Annotated in this window: 24 protein-coding genes and 1 tRNA gene; 16 read left to right on the top strand and 9 right to left on the bottom strand. The window is 69.4% G+C overall.

What is annotated here, in order from left to right:
• Positions 1-997 precede the first annotated feature (997 nt).
• The 5 genes from HH310_RS32685 to HH310_RS32665 all read right to left on the bottom strand — a co-directional run bounded on the left by HH310_RS32685 (position 998) and on the right by HH310_RS32665 (position 4,028).
• On the bottom strand, positions 998-1,369 hold the full coding sequence (locus HH310_RS32685) for a hypothetical protein (RefSeq protein WP_169179573.1): 372 nt from the start codon (positions 1,367-1,369) through the stop codon (positions 998-1,000).
• Between the two features lie 145 nt (positions 1,370-1,514).
• Positions 1,515-2,003, bottom strand: coding sequence for a roadblock/LC7 domain-containing protein (locus tag HH310_RS32680; RefSeq protein WP_169179572.1), 489 nt, complete (start codon positions 2,001-2,003; stop codon positions 1,515-1,517).
• Positions 2,004-2,039: 36 nt separating this feature from the next.
• Positions 2,040-3,083: a DUF4388 domain-containing protein gene (locus tag HH310_RS32675; protein ID WP_169179571.1), complete on the bottom strand. Its 1,044-nt coding sequence runs from the start codon at positions 3,081-3,083 to the stop codon at positions 2,040-2,042.
• Positions 3,084-3,102: 19 nt separating this feature from the next.
• Entirely contained in the window at positions 3,103-3,450 is a 348-nt protein-coding gene (locus tag HH310_RS32670; protein WP_211192901.1) for a hypothetical protein, read from the bottom strand.
• Between the two features lie 140 nt (positions 3,451-3,590).
• Positions 3,591-4,028: a DUF4388 domain-containing protein gene (locus HH310_RS32665; protein WP_169179569.1), complete on the bottom strand. Its 438-nt coding sequence runs from the start codon at positions 4,026-4,028 to the stop codon at positions 3,591-3,593.
• A gap of 123 nt (positions 4,029-4,151) precedes the next feature.
• Here HH310_RS32665 and HH310_RS32660 point away from each other — a divergent pair, with 123 nt between their 5' ends.
• Positions 4,152-4,505, top strand: coding sequence for a VOC family protein (locus HH310_RS32660; protein ID WP_169179568.1), 354 nt, complete (start codon positions 4,152-4,154; stop codon positions 4,503-4,505).
• Here HH310_RS32660 and HH310_RS32655 read toward each other — a convergent pair.
• Positions 4,502-6,091 (bottom strand): methyl-accepting chemotaxis protein, encoded by a 1,590-nt coding sequence (locus HH310_RS32655; RefSeq protein WP_312034470.1) that lies wholly within the window; start codon positions 6,089-6,091, stop codon positions 4,502-4,504. The two genes, HH310_RS32660 and HH310_RS32655, sit on opposite strands and share 4 nt — an antisense overlap.
• Before the next feature lie 45 nt (positions 6,092-6,136).
• Here HH310_RS32655 and HH310_RS32650 point away from each other — a divergent pair, with 45 nt between their 5' ends.
• The 11 genes from HH310_RS32650 (at position 6,137) to HH310_RS32600 (ending at position 19,807) form a co-directional block, all read left to right on the top strand.
• Complete coding sequence (locus HH310_RS32650) at positions 6,137-7,345, top strand: deoxyguanosinetriphosphate triphosphohydrolase (RefSeq protein WP_169179567.1); 1,209 nt, start codon at positions 6,137-6,139, stop codon at positions 7,343-7,345.
• An 11-nt stretch (positions 7,346-7,356) separates the two neighbouring features.
• Positions 7,357-9,216, top strand: a complete 1,860-nt coding sequence (gene dnaG / locus HH310_RS32645) for a DNA primase (RefSeq protein ID WP_169179566.1) — start codon at positions 7,357-7,359, stop codon at positions 9,214-9,216.
• Positions 9,213-9,734 (top strand): hypothetical protein, encoded by a 522-nt coding sequence (locus HH310_RS32640; protein WP_169179565.1) that lies wholly within the window; start codon positions 9,213-9,215, stop codon positions 9,732-9,734. The genes dnaG and HH310_RS32640 overlap by 4 nt, the downstream gene beginning before the upstream one ends.
• Positions 9,735-9,862: 128 nt before the next feature.
• On the top strand, positions 9,863-10,909 hold the full coding sequence (locus HH310_RS32635; protein ID WP_169179622.1) for a YihY/virulence factor BrkB family protein: 1,047 nt from the start codon (positions 9,863-9,865) through the stop codon (positions 10,907-10,909).
• 164 nt (positions 10,910-11,073) lie between these two features.
• Positions 11,074-12,294: an ROK family transcriptional regulator gene (locus HH310_RS32630; RefSeq protein ID WP_169179564.1), complete on the top strand. Its 1,221-nt coding sequence runs from the start codon at positions 11,074-11,076 to the stop codon at positions 12,292-12,294.
• An 83-nt stretch (positions 12,295-12,377) separates the two neighbouring features.
• On the top strand, positions 12,378-13,880 hold the full coding sequence (locus HH310_RS32625) for a sugar ABC transporter ATP-binding protein (RefSeq protein ID WP_312034479.1): 1,503 nt from the start codon (positions 12,378-12,380) through the stop codon (positions 13,878-13,880).
• A gap of 10 nt (positions 13,881-13,890) precedes the next feature.
• A complete protein-coding gene (locus HH310_RS32620) occupies positions 13,891-14,907 on the top strand; it encodes an ABC transporter permease (RefSeq protein WP_169179562.1) in 1,017 nt (338 codons plus the stop codon).
• Between the two features lie 48 nt (positions 14,908-14,955).
• A complete protein-coding gene (locus HH310_RS32615) occupies positions 14,956-16,002 on the top strand; it encodes a substrate-binding domain-containing protein (protein WP_169179561.1) in 1,047 nt (348 codons plus the stop codon).
• Between the two features lie 22 nt (positions 16,003-16,024).
• Positions 16,025-17,212, top strand: coding sequence for a Gfo/Idh/MocA family protein (locus tag HH310_RS32610; RefSeq protein ID WP_169179560.1), 1,188 nt, complete (start codon positions 16,025-16,027; stop codon positions 17,210-17,212).
• A gap of 524 nt (positions 17,213-17,736) precedes the next feature.
• Positions 17,737-18,651, top strand: a complete 915-nt coding sequence (locus tag HH310_RS32605; RefSeq protein WP_169179559.1) for a sugar phosphate isomerase/epimerase — start codon at positions 17,737-17,739, stop codon at positions 18,649-18,651.
• Between the two features lie 151 nt (positions 18,652-18,802).
• The gene (locus HH310_RS32600) at positions 18,803-19,807 is read left to right on the top strand and encodes a sugar phosphate isomerase/epimerase (protein WP_169179558.1); all 1,005 of its coding nucleotides are present in this window, start codon (positions 18,803-18,805) and stop codon (positions 19,805-19,807) included.
• A 63-nt stretch (positions 19,808-19,870) separates the two neighbouring features.
• Here HH310_RS32600 and HH310_RS32595 read toward each other — a convergent pair whose 3' ends face one another.
• Positions 19,871-20,170 carry a hypothetical protein gene (locus tag HH310_RS32595; RefSeq protein ID WP_169179557.1) on the bottom strand — a complete coding sequence of 100 codons (300 nt, stop codon included), beginning with the start codon at positions 20,168-20,170 and terminating at the stop codon, positions 19,871-19,873.
• A gap of 195 nt (positions 20,171-20,365) precedes the next feature.
• Between HH310_RS32595 and HH310_RS32590 the strand changes: the two genes are divergently transcribed.
• Positions 20,366-20,438: transfer RNA gene (locus HH310_RS32590), tRNA-Asn, on the top strand.
• Between the two features lie 403 nt (positions 20,439-20,841).
• Here the strand turns inward: HH310_RS32590 and HH310_RS32585 are convergent.
• Positions 20,842-21,258 (bottom strand): type II toxin-antitoxin system VapC family toxin, encoded by a 417-nt coding sequence (locus HH310_RS32585; RefSeq protein ID WP_169179556.1) that lies wholly within the window; start codon positions 21,256-21,258, stop codon positions 20,842-20,844.
• Complete coding sequence (locus HH310_RS32580; RefSeq protein ID WP_169179555.1) at positions 21,255-21,491, bottom strand: ribbon-helix-helix protein, CopG family; 237 nt, start codon at positions 21,489-21,491, stop codon at positions 21,255-21,257. Before HH310_RS32580 ends, HH310_RS32585 begins: the two co-directional genes overlap by 4 nt.
• A 342-nt stretch (positions 21,492-21,833) precedes the next feature.
• On the opposite strand from HH310_RS32580, the gene HH310_RS32575 reads away from it, so the two are divergent.
• From HH310_RS32575 to HH310_RS32565, 3 genes are all read left to right on the top strand, one after another.
• Positions 21,834-22,742: a LysR family transcriptional regulator gene (locus HH310_RS32575; RefSeq protein ID WP_312034468.1), complete on the top strand. Its 909-nt coding sequence runs from the start codon at positions 21,834-21,836 to the stop codon at positions 22,740-22,742.
• Positions 22,743-22,853: 111 nt separating this feature from the next.
• Entirely contained in the window at positions 22,854-24,005 is a 1,152-nt protein-coding gene (locus HH310_RS32570; RefSeq protein WP_169179553.1) for an LLM class flavin-dependent oxidoreductase, read from the top strand.
• A gap of 23 nt (positions 24,006-24,028) precedes the next feature.
• The gene (locus HH310_RS32565) at positions 24,029-24,532 is read left to right on the top strand and encodes a flavin reductase family protein (protein WP_169179552.1); all 504 of its coding nucleotides are present in this window, start codon (positions 24,029-24,031) and stop codon (positions 24,530-24,532) included.
• Positions 24,533-24,539 lie beyond the last annotated feature (7 nt).

Genomic DNA, 24,539 nt, shown 5'->3' with positions numbered 1-24,539 from the left:
CGTCCCCGGCCGGTCACGGCGGACCCGCCAGTTCAGCCGAGCGAACCGCGCTCAGGGCTGCGGATTACCGACTCTTCCCTCATTTCGCGATAAATGGCACAACGTCCGGCACTCGCCGCTGCGGGATCCGGCGGCCTGCAGACATCGCGGCGGCAAATCGTGCCCTCAGTGCCCGCCAATCTGACGATGCGTCCTGCAGTGTGAGAGCGACGGACTACATAGTGGACGCTTATCTACATTGGACAGAATATTTGTATGGCTTCGTAGCTTTTGGGGGCGGCTGCCAAGCCTAGAAATCGAGACCTTGGAGAGTTGCGCCCACATACGAGCCACATACGAGCCCCAACTCTCCAAGGTCTACACCGGACACCCCAAACGAACATTAGAAAAGCTATCTAACCTGACAAAAGGCCCGCCAGAATCCCACGATGCGGATGATCTCTACAGAATGTGAGACGTGGGCACATCCGCGCGGGACAGCCCTTGCGGCCGGTTCTAACGGCGAGCTAATCGGGCGTGGCCGTAGCGAGTGGGTGAATCAGAGGCGGCAGCGCGGCGAGCGGATGTCGTAGGCGGCGACGCGGCGGGTGGGTGTGTCGGGGGCGGTGGCGCGCCGGGTGGGTGTGTCGGAGGCGTTAGCGCGGCGAGTAGATGTGTCGGAGGCGCTAGCGCGAGGAGGCGGCCGCGGATGGGGGTCGAGGGAGACTTCGGCGAGCGGAGGCCGGGGCAGCGCGGCGAGCGGATGTCGGCGGCGGGGGCGGGGCGGCGAGCGGGTGTCGGCGGTAGGGGCGGCGCGGCGAGCGGGTGTCGGAAGCGGGGCGGCGCGGCGAGCGGGTGTCGGAGGTGGGGGCGGCGCGGCGAGCGGGTGTCGGAGGCGGGGGCGGCGTGGCGAGCGGGTGTCGGCGGTGGGGGCGCGGCGGGCTGATGGTGGGACGGGGCGCATGAGCAGGCGGGGAGGGCCCCCGTGGGCCCTCCCCGCCTGGTGGTGGTGCGGACGTCAGACGTCCAGGTCGGCTTCGATTCGCTTGAGCTGGTGGCGGGACATCGCCAGGTTGGCGCGGTCGCGCCGCAGCGCCAGGTACAGGAACAACCCCTTGCCGGAGCGGCTGGTCAGGGGGCGGATCATGTGGTATTGCGTATCGAGCGTGATCAGGATGTCCTCGATCTTCTCGGTGATGTTGAGCATCTCCATCGCCCGGAGTTTTGCTCTGACCACGTCCGTGTTGCCGGCGGCCGCGACCGTCAGGTCCAGCTCCTTGCCGCCGCCGACGGTGCCCAGGGCCATGCCGCTGGTGTGGTCGACCAGGGCGACGCCGATCGCGCCGTCGATTTCCATGATCTCTTTGAGTGCGGTGTCCATGTCCGGCATGGAAACTCCTCCGTTTGCGGTGGGATGGCGGCCCGCCGGGGTGTGCGGCGGGTGCGGTGCGGGGTGCGGCCGTCGTCGGGAGGCCGCCGGACCAGGACGACATTCGCCCAAGTCCGCAGGCGGCGCCGAGAGCGCGCCGCCGGTCTCATCCCGCCGTCTGATGGCGGCGGGCATTCGTGGGCAGGGTGGCCATCGGGGTGCGCCGGGCGAGCGGCGTCGCCGGCCCGGCCTGCATCGGGATCTCCGGTCGCGGTTGAGGCGACGAGTCCAGGGCGAGGATCCGGGCCAGATGGCGTACGCAGCGCCGGGCCTCCAGATGCACCAGGGCCAGGTTGGCGTCACCGGAGGTGACCAAGGTGAGCAGGGCGTTCGGCCCGGCGGTGTACGAGGTGATGTAGCCCCGATCGCACTCCACCACCGCCTCGCGCAGCTCCCCGTGGTTCACCGCGTGGGCGAACCGGCGGGCCAGCGCGAGATGCGCGGCGGCCAGCGCGGCGATGCTGTCCGGCTCGATGCCGTGCGCGTCGTGCGCCACCACCAGCCCGTCCGTGCTAGACAGCACGCTGCCGGAGAGCTCCGGCACGCGGCCGCGGAGGCGGGCGAGCTCCTCGAGTACCGCCGGATCCACCGTCATCCTCGGCCTCTCCTTCTCCCTGAGGGGGTGCGCGCGTCACCGCAAGGCTCGCAACGCCGTACGGATGCGGGTGAGCAGAACTTCATCGGTGCCCTGGTGGATCTGCGTCGTGTCGGCGGCGATCTCCTTGGGCAGCTTCGCCCCGGGTTTGCGCCGCGCCAGCCGAGGAGGGCGGTAGACGGTGCCCCCGTTCGGTGAGCCGGACGGCGGCGGGTCCGGCGCCGGCACCAAACCCGGTGTCGGCAAGCCAGGCGCCGCCAAACCGGGCGCCGCCACAGCACCGGGCACCACCGCCCGCCCACCCGCGACCGGCGCACCGTTGACCAGAGCCGGCCGGGTCGCGTCCACGGAGGTGCCGCGGGCCCGGGGCAGGCGCACGAACTCGGGCCCGTCCGGGCGTACGTCGGGAAGCTCCAGCAGACCCGTCGCGGCCATCCGCCGAAGCTCCTGGATGGTCGCGTATCCGGCCCTGCCCAGCAGCAGCGCGAGGTCGGCCGGCGTGCGCTGGCCGTCCGCGTTGATCAGCAGCTCCCACTGAAACGCGTTGACGGTCACCACCTCGCGCGGTGGGCGCGGCATCACGGTGACCGCCATCGTGTCCACTCGGGCGTCCGGGAAGATTTCGGCGAGCAGGCGCACCCGCCGGCCGACCTCTTTGGTCACCGCCGCCGGGTCGATCTGGACGACCGCGCCGAGCCAATGCGTGGCACCCGCCAGGAACTCCACCGGGGCCGAGGCGGGCGCCAGCACGAAGTACGCCGCGTCGTAGATCGCCCCCAGCACGCACAACTCCAGCTCACCTTGGGTGAGATGGCCCTGTTCCACCAGCAGCTTGCCGACCCGGGCGGTCGAGGTGCCCAGATCCAAGGCGTTCTGCCAGGTACGCCCGGCGAGCCGTCCCGACGACGTGAGCAGCTCGCCGACCCCGGGCGCGGCCGGCGACTCGGCGTAGATGATCCGGCCGTCGACCACGAACACGGCACCCCCGGGCTGGCCACCCACGATCAGCGCGCCGGTCCCCCGCTCGTCCGCGACCTGCGCGAGCAGGGCGGCGGGCGACGCGGTCTTCGCGGGTGTCACCGGTTGTCTCCCGAAAAGGTCAGGCAACGACGAGGTCGTCGGCGAGCTTCTGCATGCGGCGCCGGGCGACCGCGAGGTTGCCCTGCACCCGGTCCAGCCAGACGTAGAGCACGAGCCGGCTGTCGAAGTCGGTCTGCACGACCCGCAGCAGGTGGTAACCGCCGGCGGTCGTGATGATCAGGTCTTCCAACATGTCGTGCGGCACCGCGGAGACGAACAGCGATCTGCTCGTCGCCGCCTGCACCACGTCCGCCGTCCCCGCCGCGGCGGCCTCGTGGTCGGAGTTGGGTGCGGCTCCCGTCGTGGCGACGGGAAATCCGGTCGTGTAGTCGACGATGCTGGCCCCGACCGCGCCAGGTATCGCCATGGCCTCCTGTAGACAGTGATCGACGCCGGGCACGTCTCTCCTCAGCGCTGGTGTGCTCCCGCCGTTCCGGGCGTCGTTGCCGGGTGCGGCGGTCCTGCGAACGGTTCCGGCGTTGCGGGCGAAAACACGCCGTCGCGCCGTCACCGTGGGCCATCCTGTAGCGACCGTGCGGCGACAAGTCGCACCCGCTGTGCGTCAAAAAATCCGAGCCAGTCACGCTCGCCCGGAACGAAGGACACCGGGGCGTCGGCGGCCCACAAAAGTTCGTGCGTGGCGTCACAAATGGCGGTCGTCACACGCATCGCGAGTTCGTGCTGGCCGATCAGGCCCTCGCGCACCAGCAGCCGGCCCACCCGGCCGGTGGCCCGGCCCTCGGCGACCACCCTGGACCAGGCCTGCGCGGCGACCCGTCCGGACGCGACCAGCCGCTCGCCGATGCCGGGGCAGGCCGGCGTCTCGGCGTAGGTGATCCGTCCCGCCACCAGGTAGATCACGCCGCCGGGGCGGCCGCGGACGTGCAGCGCGCCGCTGCTCGCGGACTCACCCAGCTCGATCAAGAGGCTCCGCAACGTACTCACGACGCCATCCTCGGCGGCATCGAGAGGTGTCGTCGGACCGTCAGTGCGCCGACGGCGTACGAGGGAAACTTGTTCGAATATCGCGTAAAATCATCGCCACATTTCGATGCAAGGGGGCCATCTATGCCAAGCCGGTGGGAGCAGATCGTGGTGGATGCGGAAGACCCGGCACGACTGGCCCGCTGGTGGGCGGAGGCCCTCGGCTACGTCATCGTGCACGAGGCGCCGGAGGAGGTGGAGATCCGCCGCAGCGCCGACGAGATGCCCGGCCTGCTGTTCACCCCGGTGCCGGAGGTCAAGACGGTGAAGAACCGCCTGCACATCGACCTACGCCCGGACGATCAGGAGGCCGAGGTGGAACGCCTGGTGGACATGGGCGCCCGGCACGTCGACATCGGTCAGGGCGACGTCGGCTGGGTGATCCTGGCCGACCCGGAGGGCAACGAGTTCTGCGTGCTGTCCAGCAAGAAGATCTAATACCGGAATCGGCCGATCAACGCCTGAATGTCGCCGGCCGCGGAGCTCACCCGTTCCGCCGACGTACGCGTCGTGTCCGCACCCTCCGCGGTCGCCTCGGTGGATCGGGTGATCTCGGAGACCGTCCCGCTGATGTCGCCGGCCGCCGCCGACACCTCACCGACGTGCTTCACCATGAGGTCGGTGGTGGCCGACTGCTCCTCGACGGCCGCGGCGATCATCCGCTGGCCCTCGTCGATCTGCCGGATCACGTCGGTGATCGCCGCGATGGCCACGGTGGTCCCCTCGGTCATCTCCTGAATAGCCGAGATCTTCGCGGTGATGTCCGCGGTCGCCCGGGCCGTCTCCTGGGAGAGTTCCTTCACCTCGCCCGCGACCACCGCGAACCCTTTGCCGGCCTCGCCCGCCCGGGCCGCCTCGATGGTCGCGTTCAGCGCCAGCAGGTTGGTCTGCTCGGCGATCCCGGTGATCAGCCGCACGATGTCGCCGACCTCCCGGCTCGCGTCCGCCAGCCGGGCCACCGCCTCCCCGGTGCGGGACGCGTTCTCGCTGGCCGCGCGGGTGGTCTCGGTCGCCGTCGAGGTCTGCCGGGCGATCTGCCGGATCGACGCGGACAGCTGGTCGGTGGCGGTGTTCATGTCACTGACCGCGGCCGAGACGTGTCGCGCTGAGTCATCGGCGCGCAGCGCCTGCGACGACGTCTGGACCGCCGAGGTGTCCAGGTCGGCGGCCAGCGTTCGGAGATCGCCGCTGGCCGCGCTGAGCGAGCCGGCGCTGGCGGCCGTCGCGGCGACCGTGTCCCGGATCGAGCCCATCGCGCCGTTCAGGGCGTTCGCCATCGCGCCCAGCTCGTCCCGGCGCAGCACCGACACCCGTACGGTGAGATCGCAGCCGGCGGCCGCGCGCAGGCCGCCGAGCATGTCGCGCAGCGGCCGGCGGATGACGCTCAGTGTCCGCAGCGCGGCCGCGGCGGTGATCAGCACGGCCGCCGCGATGGCCAGCGCGATGATCCAGATGCTCGTCCCGGCCGCGGCCACCCCGTGGTCGCTGGCCGCCTGCACCTCGGCCTGCATGCCGTCGTCCAGAGCGCCCAGGTCCTCCTCGAGCTGCCCGTAGAGGTCCAGGTAGCCGGGCAGCAGGCCGACCGCCTTGGCATGGTCGGTGGCGGCCGTCGACACCAGGGTCGCGGCGCTCTCGGTGTAGCGCAGTACCGAGGGGCGTACTCGGGTGAACTCGTCGAGCAACCGCTGCGGCGCCTTGGTGGCGGCCGCGTCGTAGTTCTCCACCAGCGTCCGGCCGTGCTCGGTCACCTCATCCACCGCGTACGCCGTACGCTGCGTATCGGTCCGGGCGTACAGCGCCGACATCACGTCCGCCCGCAGCGCGTCGTGCATCATGTCGGCGTTCCACTGGCGGCTCATCCCGGCGCTCACCGACGCGATCTCCCGGTTCGCCGCGGCCTGCCGGGTCGAGCTGTAGATCGCGAAGCCACCCACCAGCGCGACCGACACCAGACCGGCCGCGCCCATGAGCAACAGCCGCGCGACGATCGTGACGCCGCGTGCGCCGGACGAAACGGACTCCACGGGTTACCCATCGGCAGGAGGGGACACGGCGCTTAGGCTGAGATCATGACGGCGCTCGACGCCCAGCGGTGGCTTCCGGAACCGGTCAAGGACAGCGGCTACGGGCGTACGCCGTTCCAGCGCGACCGGGCCCGGGTGCTGCACTCGGCCGGGTTCCGCCGGCTGGCGGCCAAGACCCAGGTGCACACGGCCGGCTCCGACGACTTCCTCCGTACGCGTCTGACGCACTCCCTGGAGGTCGCCCAGATCTCGCGGGAGATGGGCGAACGCCTCGGCTGCGACCCGGACGTGGTGGACGTGGCCGGCCTCGCGCACGACCTCGGCCACCCGCCGTTCGGGCACAACGGCGAGGACGCGCTGGACCAGGTCGCGCAGGCCTGCGGCGGGTTCGAGGGGAACGCCCAGACGTTGCGGGTGCTCACCCGGCTCGAGGCCAAGGTGCCCGGCGCCGGGCTCAACCTGACCCGGGCCTCGCTCGACGCCACCGCCAAGTACCCGTGGGGCCGCCGCCCGGGGATCCGCAAGTTCGGCGTCTACGAGGACGACCTCGAGGTCTTCGACTGGCTGCATCCGGCCTCGCTGGGCGACCGCCGGTGTCTCGAAGCGCAGGTCATGGACTGGGCCGACGACGTCGCGTACTCGGTGCACGACGTCGAGGACGGCCTGCACGGGGGAGACTTCTCGCTGCGGCCGCTGCTCGACGATCCGGCCGAGCGGCAGGCGTTGTGCGCCGACGTGCGCGGGGTCTACTCGGACGAACCGGTCGATGTGCTGGAGGCGGCGCTCGATCAGTTACTCGCCGATCCGATTGTCGCGCCGGTCGCGGACTACGACGGCACGTACGGCGCCCAGGTGACCCTCAAACGGATGACCAGCGCCCTGACCGGCCGGTTCGTCGCCTCCGCGGTGGGTGCGACGCAGAGCCGGTATGGCACATCCCCGGTACGCCGGTACGACGCCGACCTGATCGTGCCGTCCACCGTGCGTAATCAATGCGCGCTGCTCAAGGGCATGGCGTTGCGGTACGTGATGCGGACCCGGCGCGCCGAGAAGGAACGCCAGCGGACGGTGCTGATCGAGCTGGTGGAGGCGTTGACGCGTACGCCGGAGAAGTTGGACCCGGTCTTCCGTCCGTTGTTTCAGGAAGCGAAAGATGACGCTGCGGCACTTCGCGTGGTCATCGACCAGGTGGCGTCGCTCACCGACCCGGCGGCCGTCGCGTTCCACCGGACCCTGGTGGCGACCGCGGGTTAGCGCGAGGCAGGATGTATGCCGTGGCGGGCAGGGTCAAGGACGAGGACATCGCGCTGGTCCGGGACCGGACGTCGATCGCGGACATCATCGGCGAGTCGGTCACGCTGCGCCCGGCTGGCGGCGGCAACCTGAAGGGCCTGTGCCCGTTCCACGACGAGAAGTCACCGTCGTTCAACGTCGCGCCCGCCCGAAATGTCTACTATTGCTTCGGCTGCGGGCAGGGCGGCGACGCGATCAAGTTCTTGATGGACGCGGAGCATCTCTCGTTCATCGAGTCGATCGAACGGCTGGCCTCGCGGGCGGGCATCCAGCTGCGGTACGAGACCGACAGCGCGGAACGCCACCCGCGGCCGCAGAGCGGGCAGCGCCAGCGGCTGCTCGCCGCGCACGTCGCCGCGGCCGAGTTCTATCAGGACCAGCTGTCCACGCCGGGCGCCCGCAAGGCCCGCGAGTTCCTCGCCCAGCGCGGCTTCGGGCGCGACGCGGCCGAGCGCTACGGCTGCGGCTTCGCCCCCGACTCGTGGGACGCGCTGTCCAAGCACCTGCGGCAGAAGGGCTTCACCGCGGAGGAGCTGAACACCGCGGGGCTCACCAAGCCGGCCCGCTCCGGCTCGATCATCGACCGGTTCCGGGCCCGGCTGCTGTGGCCGATCAAAGACCTGACCGGCGACGTGATCGGGTTCGGCGCGCGCAAGCTGTTCGATGAGGACGACGGCCCGAAATACCTGAACACCCCGGAGTCGCCGCTCTACAAGAAGTCGCACGTGCTGTACGGGATCGACCACGCCAAGCGGGAGATCGCCAAGCGCGGCCGGGCGGTGATCGTGGAGGGCTACACCGACGTGATGGCGTGTCACGAGGCCGGCGAGCCGACCGCGGTCGCGACCTGCGGCACCGCGTTCGGCATCGACCACATCGGGGTGTTGCGCCGCCTGCTGATGGACAGCGACAGCTTCACCGGCGAGATCATCTACACGTTCGACGGGGACGCTGCCGGGCAGAAGGCGGCGTTGCGCGCGTTCGAGGAGGATCAGCGGTTCGTCGGGCGCACGTTCATCGCGGTCAGCCCGGACAACATGGACCCCTGCGAGCTGCGCCTGGCCAAGGGCGACCTCGCGGTCCGCGACATGATCGCCGGCCGGGAGCCGCTTGTCGACTTCGCGCTGCGCCACACGATCAACCGGTTCGATCTGGACACCGTCGAGGGCCGGGTCGACGCGATGCGCCGCGCGGCCCCGCTGGTCGCCAAGATCAAAGACCGGGAGAAGCGCCCCGAGTACGCCCGGAAGCTGGCCGGTGACCTGGGGATGGATCTCGAGCCGGTGCAGCGCGCGGTGAACTCCGCGCTGCGCGGGTCCGAGCCGGAGTCGTCGAGTGGACCACGGCCCACGGCGGAGGCGCCGCAGCGGCTGGTCGAGCGCGAGTCGCTGAAGCTGGCGCTGCAGGAGCCGGTGCTGGCCGGTCCGATGTTCGACGTGGTCGGCCCGGACAACTACGGCGGCGGCCCGTACCAGTCGGTGCGCGCCGCGATCGTGGAGGCCGGCGGGGCGACCTCGGCGTCGTCCGGCGGCGTGGTCTGGATCGAGAAGGTCCGCGACTCCTGTGACGACCTGGCCGGCAAGGTGCTGGTCTCCGAGCTGGCCGTGGAGCCGCTGCGGGTGGACGGTGTGGTCGATCCCCGCTACGTGCAGGTCACCCTGGCACGGCTGCAGGTCGGGGCGGTGACCACCCGGATCCGTGATCTCAAGTCCAAGGTCCAGCGGGTGAACCCGGTCACCCACAAGGATGAGTACCTGGCCTTGGCCGGTGAGCTCTTCTCACTCGAACAGCAGGCGCGGGCCCTGCGTGAACAGGCGGCAGGTGGACTGTGAGTTTCCTTCGGCGTAAGCCCAAGCTTCCGCCCGCGCTTCGTCCCGCGCTGGAACCAGAGGAGCGCGTGCTGACCTGGGCCCCGGTCGGTGACGGCCAGGCACTGGTCGCCACGAACCGTGGCCTGTGGCTGCCGTCCGGCAAGCGGCTCGGCTGGCACGAGATCCACAAGGCTGCCTGGTCGGGCCGGGAACTGCGCATCACGCCGGCCGAGGTGGCCGAGGAACGCGACGACTACACCGTGCTGGTGGACGGCCCGGTCGACGCCTTTCTGCTGCTCGAGCCGGGCGACCTGCCGGATCAGATCCGCACCCGGGTGACCCGCTCGGTGGCGTACACCAGCCATCATCCGCTGACCGCCGGAGGCGTACGGGTGGTGGGTCGTCGGGTGTCCGGTCTCAACGGGCTGAGCTGGGCCGTCCGCTACGACGCGAACACCCCGGTGACGCTGGACGCGGTGGTGGAGCTGACCGACGAGCTGGTCTCGGCGGCGAAGGGCGCGACGACGCCGCCGGACTGAGTCAAACCCCTGCCATCCGCCCGGAATGAGCCGACGAACCGGACTGTCGGCCACCCTGAGGTCGCGCGGTTAGCCGACACTCTCAGTGGGCACACGATGAGCAGGGAGTCTGTGACGGAGGTCCGGTGATGAAGCAGCAGCAGGGCAACCTTGACGACGCGGCCACCACGCGTACCGGCGAGGACAAGACCGACCGCGACCTCAGCACCGTGCCGCCGGACGCCGGCCCGGAGCATCCCGGGAAACTGGGCTTCTCGGGGATCTTCGCCGCACTCAAACGCACCGTCAAGCAGTTCTCTCAGGACAACGTCTCGGACTGGGCGGCCGCGCTTACCTACTACAGCGTGCTGTCGATCTTCCCGGCCGCGCTGGTGCTGCTGTCGATCCTCGGCATGCTCAGCAGCAACGCGAAACAGACGGTGCAGAACACGATCAACGAGATCGCCGAGAACGAGCAGATCCAGCAGTTCGCCAAGACGGTGCTCGACCAGGTGAACGGGACCGGCACGGCGAGCGTCACCGCGGTCATCGGTCTGCTGCTGGCGTTCTGGTCGGCCTCCGGCTACATCGCCGCCTTCATGCGCGCCTCCAACGCCGTCTACGACGTGCCCGAGGGGCGTCCGATCTGGAAGACGCTGCCGATCCGGATCGGCGTGACCGCGGTGATCGGCGTGATGCTGGTGGCGTCCGCGTTCATCGTGGTGTTCACCGGCAACTTCGCCAAGGTGGTCGGCGAGAAGATCGGGCTGGGCGGGGTCGCGGTGACCGTGTGGAGCATCGCGAAGTGGCCGGTACTGGTGATCCTGGTCAGCTTGATGTTCGCGATCCTGTACTGGGCGTCGCCGAACGCCAAGACCGGCGGCTTCCGCTGGGTGAGCCCGGGCGGGATCTTCGCGGTGGTGCTGTGGCTGGTGGCCTCCGGCCTGTTCGCGGTCTACCTGTCGACGTTCGCCAACTACAGCAAGACGTACGGGACGCTGGGCGGGGTGATCGCCTTCCTGGTCTGGCTGTGGATCTCGAACATCGCGATCCTGCTCGGGGCGGAGCTGGACGCGGAGCTGGAACGGGGGCGCGCGATCGCGGCCGGGCACGACCCCGGCGACGAGCCGTTCCTGGAGCTGCGCGACGACAGCAAATTGAAGAAGGGCAGCGAACGGGGCTTGAGCACGAATTGACGGACCTTGATCAACGACCCCTGCAAGGGCCAACTTTTGCTAGGTGCGACAAAAGTTGGCGTTGATCTTCTGGAAAGGTATGGACTCCGGAGGCGGAAGACGCCTACTGTGACGGACACGACACGCAGCGACGCCTGCGATGTCAAACGTCTCCGGAGGTCTTCGTGCACGTCGCCAACCCCCCTCATCTGCAGGTCCTGCGCCTGCTGCGCGATGAGGGACCAGTCTCCCGGGCCGAGCTCGGGGACCGTCTGGAGCTGACCCGGCCGCGTCTGCTCGCCGAGGTCGAGCGCCTCGTCGCGGCCGGCCTGATCTCCGAGGCCGGGATGGCGGCCTCGCGCGGCGGCCGCCGATCCACGCTGGTCGAGCTGCAGCCGCGGCTCCGGTTCGCGGCGGTCGACCTGGGCGCCAGCTCCATCGACATCGAGGTGACGAACGGGCGGCTCGAGCCGGTCGCCGCGTACCGCGAGCCCGCCGACATCCGCTCCGGCCCGAAGGCGATACTGCAGCGAGTCAACGAGTTGCTGGCGAAGGCGCGCACCGACGGGGCGTACGACAAGCTCGACGCGGTCGGCATCGGCGTGCCGGGCCCGGTGAGCTTCCGCGACGGCGTGCCGGTGAGCCCGCCGATCATGCCGGGCTGGGATCGGTACCCGGTTCGCGAGGTGCTGGCCCGCGAGCACGGCTGCCCGGCCGTGGTGGACAACGACGTGAACATCATGGCGATCGGGGAGCGGCACGGCGGGGTCGCCCACTCGGTCGACGACTTCCTCTTCGTCAAGATCGGCACGGGCATCGGCTGCGGCATCCACCTGGCCGGCCACGTCTACCGAGGGGTCGACGGCTGCGCCGGGGACATCGGCCACATCCAGGTCGACTCGAACGGCCCGGTCTGCTCCTGCGGCAACACCGGCTGCCTGGAGGCTCTGTTCTCCGGCTCCGCGGTGGCCCGCGACGCGCTCGCCGCGGCCCGCTCCGGCGAGTCGCCGGCGCTGGCCGAGCGGCTCGCCGCCTACGAGGCCGCCCACGAGGCCCAGGAGGGCGACGACCCGCCGGCCGTGCACATCACCGCCAAGGACGTGGCGGACGGCGCGGCCGAGGGCGACGTCACCTGCATCAAACTGATCCGCGAGGGCGGCCGCCGCGTCGGCGGAGTGCTCGCCACCCTCGTCTCGTTCTCCAACCCCTCCATGATCGTGATCGGTGGCGGTCTCGCGCAGCTCGGCCACGTGCTGCTCGCCGAGATCCGCAGCGTCGTCTACCGCCGATCCCTTCCGCTGGCCACCGGCAACCTGCCGGTGGTGCTCTCCGAGCTGGGTGGCCGGGCCGGCGTCACAGGTGCCGCCGTCCTGGCCAGCGACACGGTGTTCGAGCAGGCGTCATGAGCGAGGAGCCGGATGTGGACACGAGCGAGGCCCCGGCGGTCACCCCGCCGGGATCGGACGATTCAGGTGGCGACGGCCACGAGGTGGTGCTCCGGCTCACCGACGTGGTGAAGACCTTCCCCGGTGTCCGCGCGCTGGACGGCGTCCAGCTGGAGGTGCGCGCCGGCGAGGTGCATTGCCTGCTGGGCCAGAACGGCGCCGGCAAGTCCACTCTCATCAAGGTGCTCGCCGGCGTGCACCACGCGGACAGCGGCGAGGTGCTCTGGCTCGGCGAGCCGTTCGCCCCGGCGACACCGCAGGCCGCGATGCGCGCCCGGATCGCCACCATCTACCAGGAGCTCGACCTGGTCGACGATCTGTCGGTGGCGGAGAACGCGTTCCTCGGCCACGAACAGAGCCGCTTCGGTTTCACCAAACGCCGCTCCGCCGCGGTCAAGACCCGCGAGATCCTGGCCCGTCTCGGCCACGCCGAGATCCCGCCGCGGCAGCTCGTGCGCAGCCTGCCGGCCGCCGCGAAACAGGTCGTCAGCATGGCTCGCGCACTCTCGCACGACGCCCGGCTGATCGTCATGGACGAGCCCAGTGCCGTGCTCGCTCATGACGAGGTGGAAAACCTCTTCCGGATCATCCGCGGGCTCACCGCGCAGGGCATCGCGGTCATCTACATCTCGCACCGGCTCGAGGAGATCCGCGAGATCGGCGACCGGGTGACCGTCCTCAAGGACGGCCGGACCACCGCGGCGAACCTGCCCGCCCGCGACACGCCGACCCGCGAACTGGTCAGCCGGATGACCGGCCGCACCATCGAGTACGTCTTCCCGCCGCGCCCGACCGCACCGACGGCCGAGCCGTTGCTGGTCGTCGAGGGCCTGAGCCGCGCGGGCGAGTTCGCCGACGCGAGCCTCGCGGTCGCCCCCGGCGAGATCGTCGGCATCGCCGGGCTGGTCGGCTCCGGCCGGTCCGAGCTGCTGGAGACCATCTTCGGCGCCCGCCGCGCGGACTCCGGCCGGGTCACCCTCGACGGGCATCGCATCACCAGCGTCGGCGGCGCCGTCCGGCACGGCATGGGCATGGCTCCGGAAGAGCGCAAGAGCCAGGCACTGCTGCTCGACGAGCCGGTCTTCAAGAACATGACGTTGTCGTCGTTCGCCGGGTTCGCGCACGCCGGGTTCACCGACGCGAGCGACGAGCGCAAGGCCGCGTCGAAGACCGCCGACCTGCTGGAGCTGCGGCCGCGCGACGTGAGCCGGCCGGCCCGCACGCTCTCCGGCGGCAACCAGCAGAAGGTCGTGGTGGGCCGCTGGCTGCTGGGCGGCACCAAGCTGCTGCTGCTCGACGAGCCGACCCGCGGCGTGGACGTCGGCGCCCGGGCCGAGCTGTATCAGGTCATCCGCGGTCTGGCCGCGGACGGAGTCGGGGTCCTGCTGGTCTCCAGCGAGGTCCCGGAGGTGCTCGGGCTGGCCGACCGGGTGCTGGTCATGCGGGAGGGACGCCTCATCCACGAGGCACCCGCCGAGGAGTTGGCCGAGGACACGGTGCTCGACCTCGTGATGGCGGGGTCGCTCATGGAAGGGGAGGCGGCATGACCGCCAGAGCATGATCACCGAGACGGCTCCTCCCGAGGTGCAGACCGGCAAGGGCAAGCGCCGGCTCGACGAGAACGTCTTACGCAACCTGGGTCTGGTCGGGGTGCTGGTGCTCCTGGTGATCATCGGGATCATCACCAGGCCCGACCTCTACAGCGACCCGGAGTGGGTCAAGGACAACATCTTCACGATCCTGCAGCAGGCGTCCGCGATCGGCGTGGTCGCGGTCGGCATGACCTTCGTGATCATCGGCGGCGGCATCGACCTCTCGGTCGGGGCGATCATCGCGCTGGCCGGTGTCTGGGCCACCACGCTGGCGACGCAGTCCTACGGTGCGGCCGGCATGATCTTCTGCGCGCTGCTGGTCGGCCTCGCCGTCGGCCTGGTCAACGGCGTGCTCATCTCGTACGGGAAACTGGTCCCGTTCATCGCGACACTGGCCATGATGGTCGCCGCCCGCGGGCTCGCCGCGCAGATCTCCGGCAAGCAGACGCAGGTGTCGACCAACACGACGATCAACGACATCGCCACCACCCGGCCGCTCGGCATCCCGTTGCTGGTCTGGATCCTGGCGCTGGTCGTGGCGATCGGCTGGATCGTGCTCAACCGCACCACCTTCGGCCGTCGCACGGTCGCCATCGGCGGGAACCCCGAGGCGGCGCGGCTGGCCGGCATCAACGTCAAGTGGCAGACGCTGCTGCTCTACGGATTGTCCGGGCTGTGCTGCGGGATCGCGGCGATCATGCTCACCTCGCAGGGCACCAGCGCGCAGGCCGCCATGGCGAACCTGTACGAACTCGATGCGATCGCCGCGGCGATCATCGGCGGCACGCTGCTCAGCGGCGGTCGCGGCACCATCATCGGCACCCTGTTCGGGGTGCTGGTCTTCGCCACCATCACCAACCTGTTCGCGATCAACAACCTTTCCACCGAGGTTCAGAACATGGTCAAGGGCGGCATCATCGTCGCCGCGGTCTTGATCCAGCAGTTCCGTTATCGCTCTCTCACGCAACTCCTGAAGCGCTGACCTTTTTCACCCGGAATTCTCTCTCCGGGTACCCCCTTGGGAGGTACGATGTCCGCTTTGTCCCGTAGGCGCATTCTGTTCGGCGGCGCTGCCGTCGGCGCCGGCGCCCTTCTCACCGCGTGCACGAGCAACACCCCCGAGAACAACGCCCAGGTCAACACGAACACCGATGCGAGCGCCAACCCGAACGCCGCACCCGGCCAGAAGGTGGTCATCGGCTTCTCCGCACCGGCCGCCGACCACGGCTGGATCGCCGCGATCACGGACAACGCCAAGGCCCAGGCCGCCGTCTACTCCGATGTGGAGCTGAAGGCGGTCGAGGCGGGGGCGGACGCGGCGGCCCAGCGCGCCGCGCTCTCCACGCTGATCTCGCAGAAGCCCAACGTCATCGTGATGCTCCCGCACGACGGCAAGGAGCTGAACGCGGCCGGGCTGGAGGCCATGAAGGCCGGGATCCCGGTGGTCAACCTGGACCGCGCGTTCCCGGACGCGGCCGCGTACCGGTTACAGATCAAGGGCGACAACTTCGGGATGGGGCTGGCTGCCGGGGCGTACATCGGAGAGCAGTTGAAAGCCAAGGGCGTGACCAATCCGATCATCGGGGAGATCCCTGGCATCGACTCGCTGGAGTTGACCCAGGAGCGCACGAAGGGCTTCAACACGGCCCTCGCGCAGTACGGCTTCAAGGTCGCCAACCGGCGTCCGGCCGAGTTCACCGCGGACTCCGGCCAGGCCGCCGCGACCGCCCTGCTGCAGGCGCTGCCGAAGATGGACGCCCTCTGGAACCACGACGACGACCAGGGCATCGGTGTGATGGCCGCGATCAAGCAGGCGAACCGCAGCGAGTTCTTCATGGTCGGCGGTGCCGGCTCCAAGCAGGCGATCGACTCGATCTCGAAGGACGACACTGTGCTCAAGGCCACGGTGACCTACAGCCCGTCGATGGCATCGTCGGCCATCACTCTTGCCAGGTTGATCGGCCAGGGCAAGGGCATGAGCGACCTCGTCGAACTCCAGGTGCCCAAGGAGATCACGTTAGCTTCGGAAACGATCACCAAGGACAACGCGGCGAAGTACGCCAAGTTGGGCTTCTAGGGCTTCTAGGGGAGACACGACAATGTCGCAACAGCTGCGGGTCGGCATGGTCGGCTACGCGTTCATGGGCGCTGCGCACTCACAGGCGTGGCGCACCGTCAACCACGCTTTCGACCTGCCGCTGTCGGCACGGATGACGGCGGTGAGCGGCCGCTCCGAACAGGGGGTCGCTGCCGCCGCCGCCAAACTTGGCTGGGCGGAACACACCACCGACTGGCGTACGTTGATCGCCCGGGACGACATCGATCTGATCGACATCTGCTCCCCGGGTGACACGCACGCCGAGATCGCGCTGGCCGCCCTCGCCGCCGGAAAGCACGTCCTCTGCGAGAAACCACTGGCCAACACGGTGGCCGAGGCACGCGAGATGGCCGCGGCCGCGTCCAAGGCCGCTGCTTCGGGCGTACGCGCGATGTGCGGCTTCAACTACCGCAGGGTGCCCGCCGTGGCCCTGATGAAGCAGATGATCGACGACGGGCGGATCGGCACCATCCGGCACGTCCGCGCGAACTATCTGCAGGACTGGATCGTGGACCCCGCGTTCCCGCTGGTCTGGCGGTTGCGCAAGGAGATCGCCGGGTCCGGGGCACTGGGCGACATCGGTGCGCACATCGTGGACATGACGCAGTTCGTCACCGGGCAGTCGATCACCTCGGTGTCGGCGATGACCGAGACGTTCATCAAGCAGCGGCCGCTGCCCTCGGCGTCGGCCGGCCTGTCCGCGGCGGCCGACGGCTCGCACGTCGGCGACGTCACCGTCGACGACGCGGCGCTGTTCCTGGCCCGGCTCAGCGGGGGAGCGGTCGCCACGTACGAGGCCACGCGCTTCGCCACCGGCCGCAAGAACCAGCTGCGGGTGGAGATCAACGGGTCGCTCGGCACGCTGGTGTTCGACCAGGAGCGGATGAACGAGCTGGAGTTCTACGACGGCACGCGGCCGGCCCCGGAGCAGGGCTTCACGCGGATCCTGGTGACCGAACCCGATCACCCGTACATGGCGGCGTGGTGGCCGCCGGGGCACCTCATCGGGTACGAGCACTCGTTCACCCACGAGATGCGTGACCTGCTGTCGGCGATCGCGGAGGGCCGCCAGCCGGAGCCGTCCTTCCAGGACGCGTTGCAGGTGCAGCTCGTGCTGGAGTCGGTGTCTCGGTCGGCGGAAACGTCGTCGTGGACGGAGGTGGAGCCGGCTCTGCAGCCGGCCTTCTAGGACCTCCGGCGCGTGCCGGCGAGGGACGACGCGGTTGCGCCCCGCGTCGGCCGGCCCGCGGCGGAAATAGCGGTGCGTATGCGTGGGCACGACCGTCCGCGCATACGCATTTGCGTGTCCGGCGCGATGGGGTTTTGCAGTCGCACGAGAGATCGTCGGGTGCATGTCCGATCGTGCATATAGTGCACGCGGCCTCGGCTCGTCCAACCCATTCGGCACGCTGTCGTTCTCGCTCCGGGGCAGGTCACCGTGTGTTACGACATCGATCAAAATCGATTTGTACGGGTTGTTTCGATCATGTTCTCGCCGCTCAGGGCGTCGCACGAATGGTACGGCGCTGATCCCGAGGGCACCCGAGTCTCGTATCCGTGGACAGAAGACTCCCCGGATGGAGGCGAGATGGCATCCCGACGGCCCGCAGCGCGCGCGTCGAGCGTCGACCGCCATATGGTCCATACTGGAGTCCCAAGCACGCGCGGATGCACGTGCAGATGCACCGGTGCGCTCGTCCGGGGAGGACTCGAATGCGGCTGAGACACACATCCGGCCGGATCGTGCAACTCAGCTGTGAGATCTTCCCACGACCGGTCGCCAACCTTCCAGATCTGGTCGAGTGCCTCGACACGTACGGCAACGCCCGCGCCCGCCTCGGCGCCGACGCCCTCGGCGTGACCTTCTGGCTTCCCCCCGCACTCGCCGCCGCCCTCGCCGTAGAGAGCCGCGCCCGCACCCGGCTTCGTGCCGAACTCGACGCCCGCCGGCTCGAAGTCGTCACGTTGAGCGGAGCGCCCTTCGACGAGAGCGGCGGCGAGGCCCCCACCTGGACCGAACCGGTACGCCGCGAATACACCCTCGATCTGGCCCGCATCCTGCTCGATCTGCTCGACGAGGACGCCGTGCGCGGCACCGTCAGCACCATCGGGCTCGGCGCCCGCAGCGGCTGGGCCGAGTCGTCCGAGAAGGCCGCCACCGGCATCCTGCGCCGCCTCTCCGCCGGGCTCGCGGACCTGGCCTGGCAGAACGGACGGGCCGTCCGGGTCGGGTTCCAGCCCGGCCCCGGGTTCGTGCTCGACGGTCCGGAACAAACGGTCGCGGGGCTCGCCCGTACGGACAAGGATCGTCTCGGGGTTTGCCTCGATCTCGGCCATGCGGCGCGCACCTGGCCGGACGCGGCGGCCGGCATCGAAACCATCACCGACGCCGGCTACGGGATCGTCGAGGTACGCCTCGCCGCCGTCCCCGGCTCCACCACCGAAGGGTGGCGCTCCGGCCTGCGGCAGCTCTTCGGCTCCGAGGGCCCGCTCACCGAGAACATCACGCTGGTCTCACGCGTGCGCGGAGCAACCGCCGAACAGATCGCGGCCGACGTGGCGTACCTGCTGGCCGAGCTGGCCGACGTCGGCCTCGCGCCGGAAAACGAGCCTTGCCCCGCACGCTGATCCGGTTATTGTCATTGATGTCATCGCCGTGACGGCGGGCCCTCCGGGAGGCGCAAACCCGGTCGGCCGCTGTTTCGCCGCACGCCGATGCGACCTGGCCCGGGTCTTCCCTCACCGGCCGTCTTTTCGACTGCGAGCAGGGGAGTTGGCAATGGCGCGACCCATCACACTCTTCACCGGCCAGTGGGCCGATCTGCCGTTCGAGGAGGTGTGCCGGCTGGCGTCCGAGTGGGGATACGACGGGCTCGAGATCGCCTGCTGGGGCGACCACTTCGAGGTGGACCGGGCGCTCGCCGAACCCGACTACATCGACCGCAAGCGCGAGCAGTTGGGTAAGTACAACCTGAAGGTCTTCGCGATCTCCAACCACCTGGTCGGGCAGGCGGTCTGCGACCACCCGATCGACGAGCGGCATCAGGACATCCTGCCGGCGTCCATCTGGGGAGACGGAGACCCGTCGGGCGTACGCGCGCGCGCCGCGGAACGGATGAAAGACACCGCCCGGGCCGCCGCCGCCCTGGGCGTCAACACCGTGGTCGGCTTCACCGGGTCGTCGATCTGGCACACCGTCGCCATGTTCCCGCCCGTGTCCGAAGCCATGATCGACCGCGGCTACCAGGACTTCGCCGACCGCTGGAACCCCATCCTCGACGTGTTCGACGAGGTCGGCGTGCGGTTCGCGCACGAGGTGCACCCCAGCGAGATCGCGTACGACTACTGGACCACCCGGCGCGCGCTCGACGCCATCGGGCACCGGCCCGCGTTCGGCCTGAACTGGGACCCGTCGCACTTCGTGTGGCAGGAACTCGACCCGGTCAACTTCATCCTCGAGTTCAAAGACCTCATCTACCACGTGGACTGCAAAGACGCGAAAGTCCGTACCGGCGACGGGCGCCGCGGGCGGCTCAGCTCCCACCTGCCGTGGGCCGACCTGCGCCGGGGCTGGGACTTCGTCTCCACCGGGCACGGGGATGTGCCGTGGGAGGACTGCTTCCGGGCACTGAACGCCATCGGCTACGACGGGCCCATCTCCATCGAATGGGAGGACGCCGGCATGGACCGGCTGGTCGGGGCTCCGGAGGCGCTGGAATTCGTGCGGCGGTTAGCGTTCGACGCCCCCAGTGCGGCGTTCGACGCGGCCTTCTCGACGAAGTAGTTCGCAGAGCTTTGTGGGCCGCCCCCGCCAGGTGGGGGCGGCCCACAAGCCGTCTCAGTATTTTCAGTAGGCGCTGCCGGCTGGCTTGTTGTTCGAACCCGCCAGCGAGTCGGTCACGTCCGCACCCGTGGTCGACGAGACGTGCAGCTTCTCACCCAGCTTCGACGACTGAAGCTTGTCCTTGCTCTCCGAGTACAGCTTCGTGGCCTGCGCCTGGGCGACACCGGCGGCCTCCTGGACCGACGGATGCTCCCACACCTTCTTCGCGCTGGACCGGATCTCCTCGTACTTCTCCCGGCCCGCGCGACTGCCCAGGACGAAGCCCGCCGCGAGACCGGTGATGAACATCAGCTTTCCGCGCATGATGGCGGCTCCTTCCGTGTGACGACGCGCCTGCGTCTGCGCCACGCATACCCATCCTGCCCGCGCGGTACTCCTGTGCCGCGCGTTTGCGCCCATCGGCGGCGCGCCCCGGTAACCCCTTCGCACACCGCCCACCCCGTCATGTACTCTGTTCCCCGGCACCGAGGAGAGCAAGACCCCGGGGCCGAAGAGCAATCCCCTGTAGCTCAATTGGCAGAGCAGCCGGCTGTTAACCGGCAGGTTATTGGTTCGAGTCCAATCGGGGGAGCGAGTGGGCGGGGGTCTGTGTTCGCGGAAAGCGCGAACCGGGCCCCCTCGTATATCTGCTCAGGGGGCCGAGCCCCCTGAAACCCCACGTTGCGGTGCCTGCGGTGGGTGCCATCGCTCACGCTCGGCCGTCGGGGTGCGCTTTCGCCTTCGGCTCCTAGGACCGGGGCATTGCGTTGGTGCGCTTGAGCCTTCGGGTTCGAAACTCCCTGGCTAGGTTCGCTACAGAACCCCCGAGCCGAGCTCTGGGCGCTGCTCCGTGACCCGGAGCGCAAGGGGCCGGGCCGGTTGCGTGACCGGCTGACCCCCGACCTGATGTGCGGCATCGAAAACTCGGGAGAAGTCGACGTGCACGACCTCGTCCGATACATAGTGGGCGAGCGCTCTCGGGGCTGCCTGGTCGTTCAGCCGGTGGGCATGCCTACGGCAAGGCCGGCTGCTGATGCGGCCTCGGCGAGCCGTTTGTCGTAGGTCACGAACAAGGTCAGTCGCTGCTGATCTCGTAGCCGTAGTCCGGTGGCCAAGTGGATGGCGTCTAGGCTGCGTACGGCGGGCGGCGTGACGGTCTGGGCGAGGATGCGAATCCCGGAGTCGATCTCGACGCGGACGATGAGGTCGAGTAATGCATGGAATCGATTGATCACCGCGGGCATGTCGGCGGGTCCGGTGGCCCGGGCCAACGCTCGGTAGGTCTCAATCTCGACCAGGCTAGAGCTGACCCACTCAATCGTGGAATGTTCGTCAAGGAAGGCGCGTAGCGCGGCGGAGTCGGCTTCGGTATGGACAAGCTTGACCGCAGCCGCTGAGTCGAGGTAGATCACTGGATCTGGCCTTCGCGCTCGCGCGCGATGTCGTCGGCAAGGTTGGTTCCGTCTGGCAGCGGCATTGGCTGGGAGAGGAAGGCGCGTTTCATCTCTACGAGGCGCTCGCGGCGTACCGCTGCCTCCAAGAGCGCCTGTCGGATCGCCTCTGAACGGTTGGTTCCGTCGCGGGTCAATACGTCCAGTGCGTGCTCGGTGTCCGTATCGATACGTATCGTGACGGTGTCAGCCATGCGACAAGTGTAAGACGAAGCGTAAGACGTCGGCAATGCGCTTCTATGATTGACCGGTTACGCCAGGCGTTCGCCACTTGCTGGTGGGTCGGCTGGGGCCTGGCAAACGGCCGCCAAGTGGGCGGGGTGGTTGCGCTTGGCCTCCGGGTCGGGGGTTTGGCTGGGGTGGGCCGGCGATTGCCGGGCTCGGGGCATATCCTACTTCTTAGATGGGATGGGTATGTGCTATGAGTGACATGGGTGGGGCGGGCGAGGAGGGAGAGGCCTTGTGTAAGCGGGTCTCCGGACGCGGGCGGCTGCGTGGCAGGTGCCGCTGTTCGGCTACGCTGCGCGACTGAGCGCGTGCGGCTGGAGCAGCTGGGGTATCTGGCGGCGGTCACGCAGTACGGGTCGTTGCGCCGCGCGGCGGAGCATCTGCATGTCTCGCAGTCCGCGCTCAGTGAAGGCATCAGCAGCTTGGAGCGGGAGCTGGGGGTGCCGCTGCTCGAACGGCATCGTTCCGGCGCCCGGGTCAGCCGGGAGGGCATCGATCTGCTGCCGTTGATGACCGAGATCCTGTCCGGGGTGGCGCAGCTCAAGAACGCGGCGCGCGATCACGCCAGGACGATTCGCACCATCCGCGTCGGTACCGTCAACGCCGGAACCTCGGCGTTGCTCGTGCCGGCCGTCCGCGAGTTCGGTGCCGGGCATCCGAACACCACGGTCGACGTCGCGACGATGTTGCAGGACCAGATTCACGACGGCCTGCTGCAGGGGCGCCTGGACGTCGGGCTGGTGAACGTCTTCCCGGACGACGCCATCCCGTCGGGCCTGACCCGGAGCCTCCTGTTGCGGGGCACGCCGGTCGTGTGCTGCCGGGTGGACGACCCCTTGTCCGCCCAGGCCACCGTGCGCGTCGAGGACCTGCGCCGCCGCCCGTTCGTCGCGATGCGGCCCGGATACCTGATGCACCGGCTCGTCCAGGACCTGTTCGCCGACGCGCCGCCGCCGGAGACGTTCTCGACCGACGGCGCCGAGATGGGCAAGGTCCTGGTCGCCAACGGCACGGGACCGACCATCCTGCCGGACTACAGCGTGTACGGCGACCCCCTCGAACGAGCCGGAGTGATCACCACGCGCCCGCTGGTGGAGGACGTGCCGCCGGTCACGATGCTGCTGCTGCGCCGCCGATTCGACCGGCTACCGCCGGTCGTGCGTGACTTCGAGCAGACGATCATCCGGCTGGCGGGTGAGCACGCGCAACACGGATGACCCTTCGGTACGCCCGACGGGGTGTTCGGCAATCCCGCACACACCGGCCTTGCCAGCGCCGTAAAACCTAGTAATTCTGTAGGCGATAGCGGTTTCGAGCAGAGGATCCTCATGTCGCTGAAGTTTCATTGGTTCCTGCCGACCAACGGCGGCGACGGTCGCCACGTGGTCGGCGGTGGCCACGGCCTGACCGCCGGGCACTCCGGCCGCCCCAGTGACGTCGCCTACCTCACCATGGTGGCCCGCGCCGCCGAGGAGAACGGCTTCGAGGCCGCGCTGACCCCGGCTGGCGCGTGGTGCGACGACGCCTGGCTGAGCACGGCGATGCTCAGCCAGACCTCGCAGCGGCTCAAGTTCCTGGTCGCCTTCCGGCCCGGCCTGGTCTCGCCGTACCTGGCGGCGCAGATGGCCGGCACCTTCCAGAACCTGACCGACGGCCGCCTGCTGCTCAACGTCGTCACTGGCGGCGAGAGCCACGAACAGCGCATGTACGGCGACTACCTGGACAAGGACGCCCGCTACCGGCGCGCCGACGAGTTCCTCGAGATCGTGCGACGGCTGTGGGCGGGCGAGACCGTCGACTTCCACGGTGAGCATCTGTCGGTGGACGCCGCCCACCTCGACCAGATCCCCGACCCGGTGCCGGCCATCTACTTCGGCGGTTCCTCCCCCGCGGCCGGCATCGTCGCCGCCAAGCACGCCGACGTCTACCTCACCTGGGGCGAGCCGCCCTCCGCGGTGGCCGAGAAGATCGCCTGGATCCGCGGGCTCGCCGCGCAATTGAAGCGTGAGCGGCCGGTCCGCTTCGGCATCCGGATGCACACGATCAGCCGCGACACCGCCGAGGAGGCCTGGGCCGAGGCGGACCGGCTGCTGGCCGGGATCTCCCCGGAGATGATCGCCAAGGTGCAGCGGGGGCTGCGGCTCAGCGAGTCGGAAGGGCAGAAGCGGATGCTGGCCCTCAACGGCGGCTCGAAAGACGGTCTCGAGGTCTATCCGAACGTGTGGGCCGGCGTCGGCCTGGTCCGCGGCGGCGCCGGAACCGCCCTGGTGGGCAGCCACGAACAGGTCGCCGACCGCATCGAGGAATACGCCTCGCTAGGCATCGAGGAGTTCGTGCTGTCCGCCTATCCCCACCTGGAGGGCACGTACTGGTTCGGCGAGGGTGTGCTGCCGATTCTCGCCGAGCGCGGTCTCTGGAAGGACGAACGGCCCCGCCGCCACCACAACGCCGCGGTGCCCTTCGCCGCGGCCGGCCGCTGATTCTTCGCACCGGGGGGCCTGACATGACCGTTGCGGATCTCGACCCCGCCAGCCTGCGTCGGGCGTTCGGGGCCTTCCCCAGCGGCGTCGTCGCCGTCGCCGCCGCCGTCGACGGCAAGCTGGTCGGCCTCGCCGCCAACTCGTTCACCTCGGTGAGCCTCGACCCGCCGCTCGTGTCCTTCTCGATCGCGAACGCTTCCAAGACCTGGCCGGATCTGCGACGCGCGGACCGTCTCGGGGTGACGATCCTCGCGTCGCACCACGGCGTGGTCTGCCGGCAACTCGCCGGTCCCGCCGAGCACCGGTTCGATGGCGTGCCCGCAACGGTCACCGGCACCGGCGCGGTGACCCTCGACGACGGGCTGGCCCGCTTCGACTGCTCGATCTCCCGCGAATTCGAGGCCGGCGATCACACCATCGTGCTCCTGCGGTTACACGCCGTAGATCATCCCGTCGAACGGGCCCACGGCTCGTCACCGCTCGTCTTTCATCGGTCCGGCTTCGGGCGGCTTTCCCCGGCAGCGTGACCGACCA

It is taken from the genome of Actinoplanes sp. TBRC 11911, from assembly GCF_012933445.1.
GTDB lineage: Bacteria > Actinomycetota > Actinomycetes > Mycobacteriales > Micromonosporaceae > Actinoplanes.
This window is presented reverse-complemented; position numbering and strand designations above follow the sequence as displayed.

Excerpts from the sequence above, each read along its gene's own strand:
- HH310_RS32635 (WP_169179622.1), top strand. The coding sequence starts at position 9,863 with ATGAAGCAGCAGCAGGGCAACCTTGACGACGCGGCCACCACGCGTACC.
- HH310_RS32605 (WP_169179559.1), top strand. The coding sequence starts at position 17,737 with ATGCGGCTGAGACACACATCCGGCCGGATCGTGCAACTCAGCTGTGAG.
- HH310_RS32570 (WP_169179553.1), top strand. The coding sequence starts at position 22,854 with ATGTCGCTGAAGTTTCATTGGTTCCTGCCGACCAACGGCGGCGACGGT.
- HH310_RS32580 (WP_169179555.1), bottom strand. The coding sequence starts at position 21,491 with ATGGCTGACACCGTCACGATACGTATCGATACGGACACCGAGCACGCA.
- HH310_RS32650 (WP_169179567.1), top strand. The coding sequence starts at position 6,137 with ATGACGGCGCTCGACGCCCAGCGGTGGCTTCCGGAACCGGTCAAGGAC.
- HH310_RS32600 (WP_169179558.1), top strand. The coding sequence starts at position 18,803 with ATGGCGCGACCCATCACACTCTTCACCGGCCAGTGGGCCGATCTGCCG.
- dnaG (WP_169179566.1), top strand. The coding sequence starts at position 7,357 with ATGTATGCCGTGGCGGGCAGGGTCAAGGACGAGGACATCGCGCTGGTC.
- HH310_RS32565 (WP_169179552.1), top strand. The coding sequence starts at position 24,029 with ATGACCGTTGCGGATCTCGACCCCGCCAGCCTGCGTCGGGCGTTCGGG.
- HH310_RS32685 (WP_169179573.1), bottom strand. The coding sequence starts at position 1,369 with ATGCCGGACATGGACACCGCACTCAAAGAGATCATGGAAATCGACGGC.
- HH310_RS32660 (WP_169179568.1), top strand. The coding sequence starts at position 4,152 with ATGCCAAGCCGGTGGGAGCAGATCGTGGTGGATGCGGAAGACCCGGCA.
- HH310_RS32595 (WP_169179557.1), bottom strand. The coding sequence starts at position 20,170 with ATGCGCGGAAAGCTGATGTTCATCACCGGTCTCGCGGCGGGCTTCGTC.
- HH310_RS32670 (WP_211192901.1), bottom strand. The coding sequence starts at position 3,450 with ATGGCGATACCTGGCGCGGTCGGGGCCAGCATCGTCGACTACACGACC.
- HH310_RS32620 (WP_169179562.1), top strand. The coding sequence starts at position 13,891 with ATGATCACCGAGACGGCTCCTCCCGAGGTGCAGACCGGCAAGGGCAAG.
- HH310_RS32680 (WP_169179572.1), bottom strand. The coding sequence starts at position 2,003 with ATGACGGTGGATCCGGCGGTACTCGAGGAGCTCGCCCGCCTCCGCGGC.
- HH310_RS32615 (WP_169179561.1), top strand. The coding sequence starts at position 14,956 with ATGTCCGCTTTGTCCCGTAGGCGCATTCTGTTCGGCGGCGCTGCCGTC.
- HH310_RS32610 (WP_169179560.1), top strand. The coding sequence starts at position 16,025 with ATGTCGCAACAGCTGCGGGTCGGCATGGTCGGCTACGCGTTCATGGGC.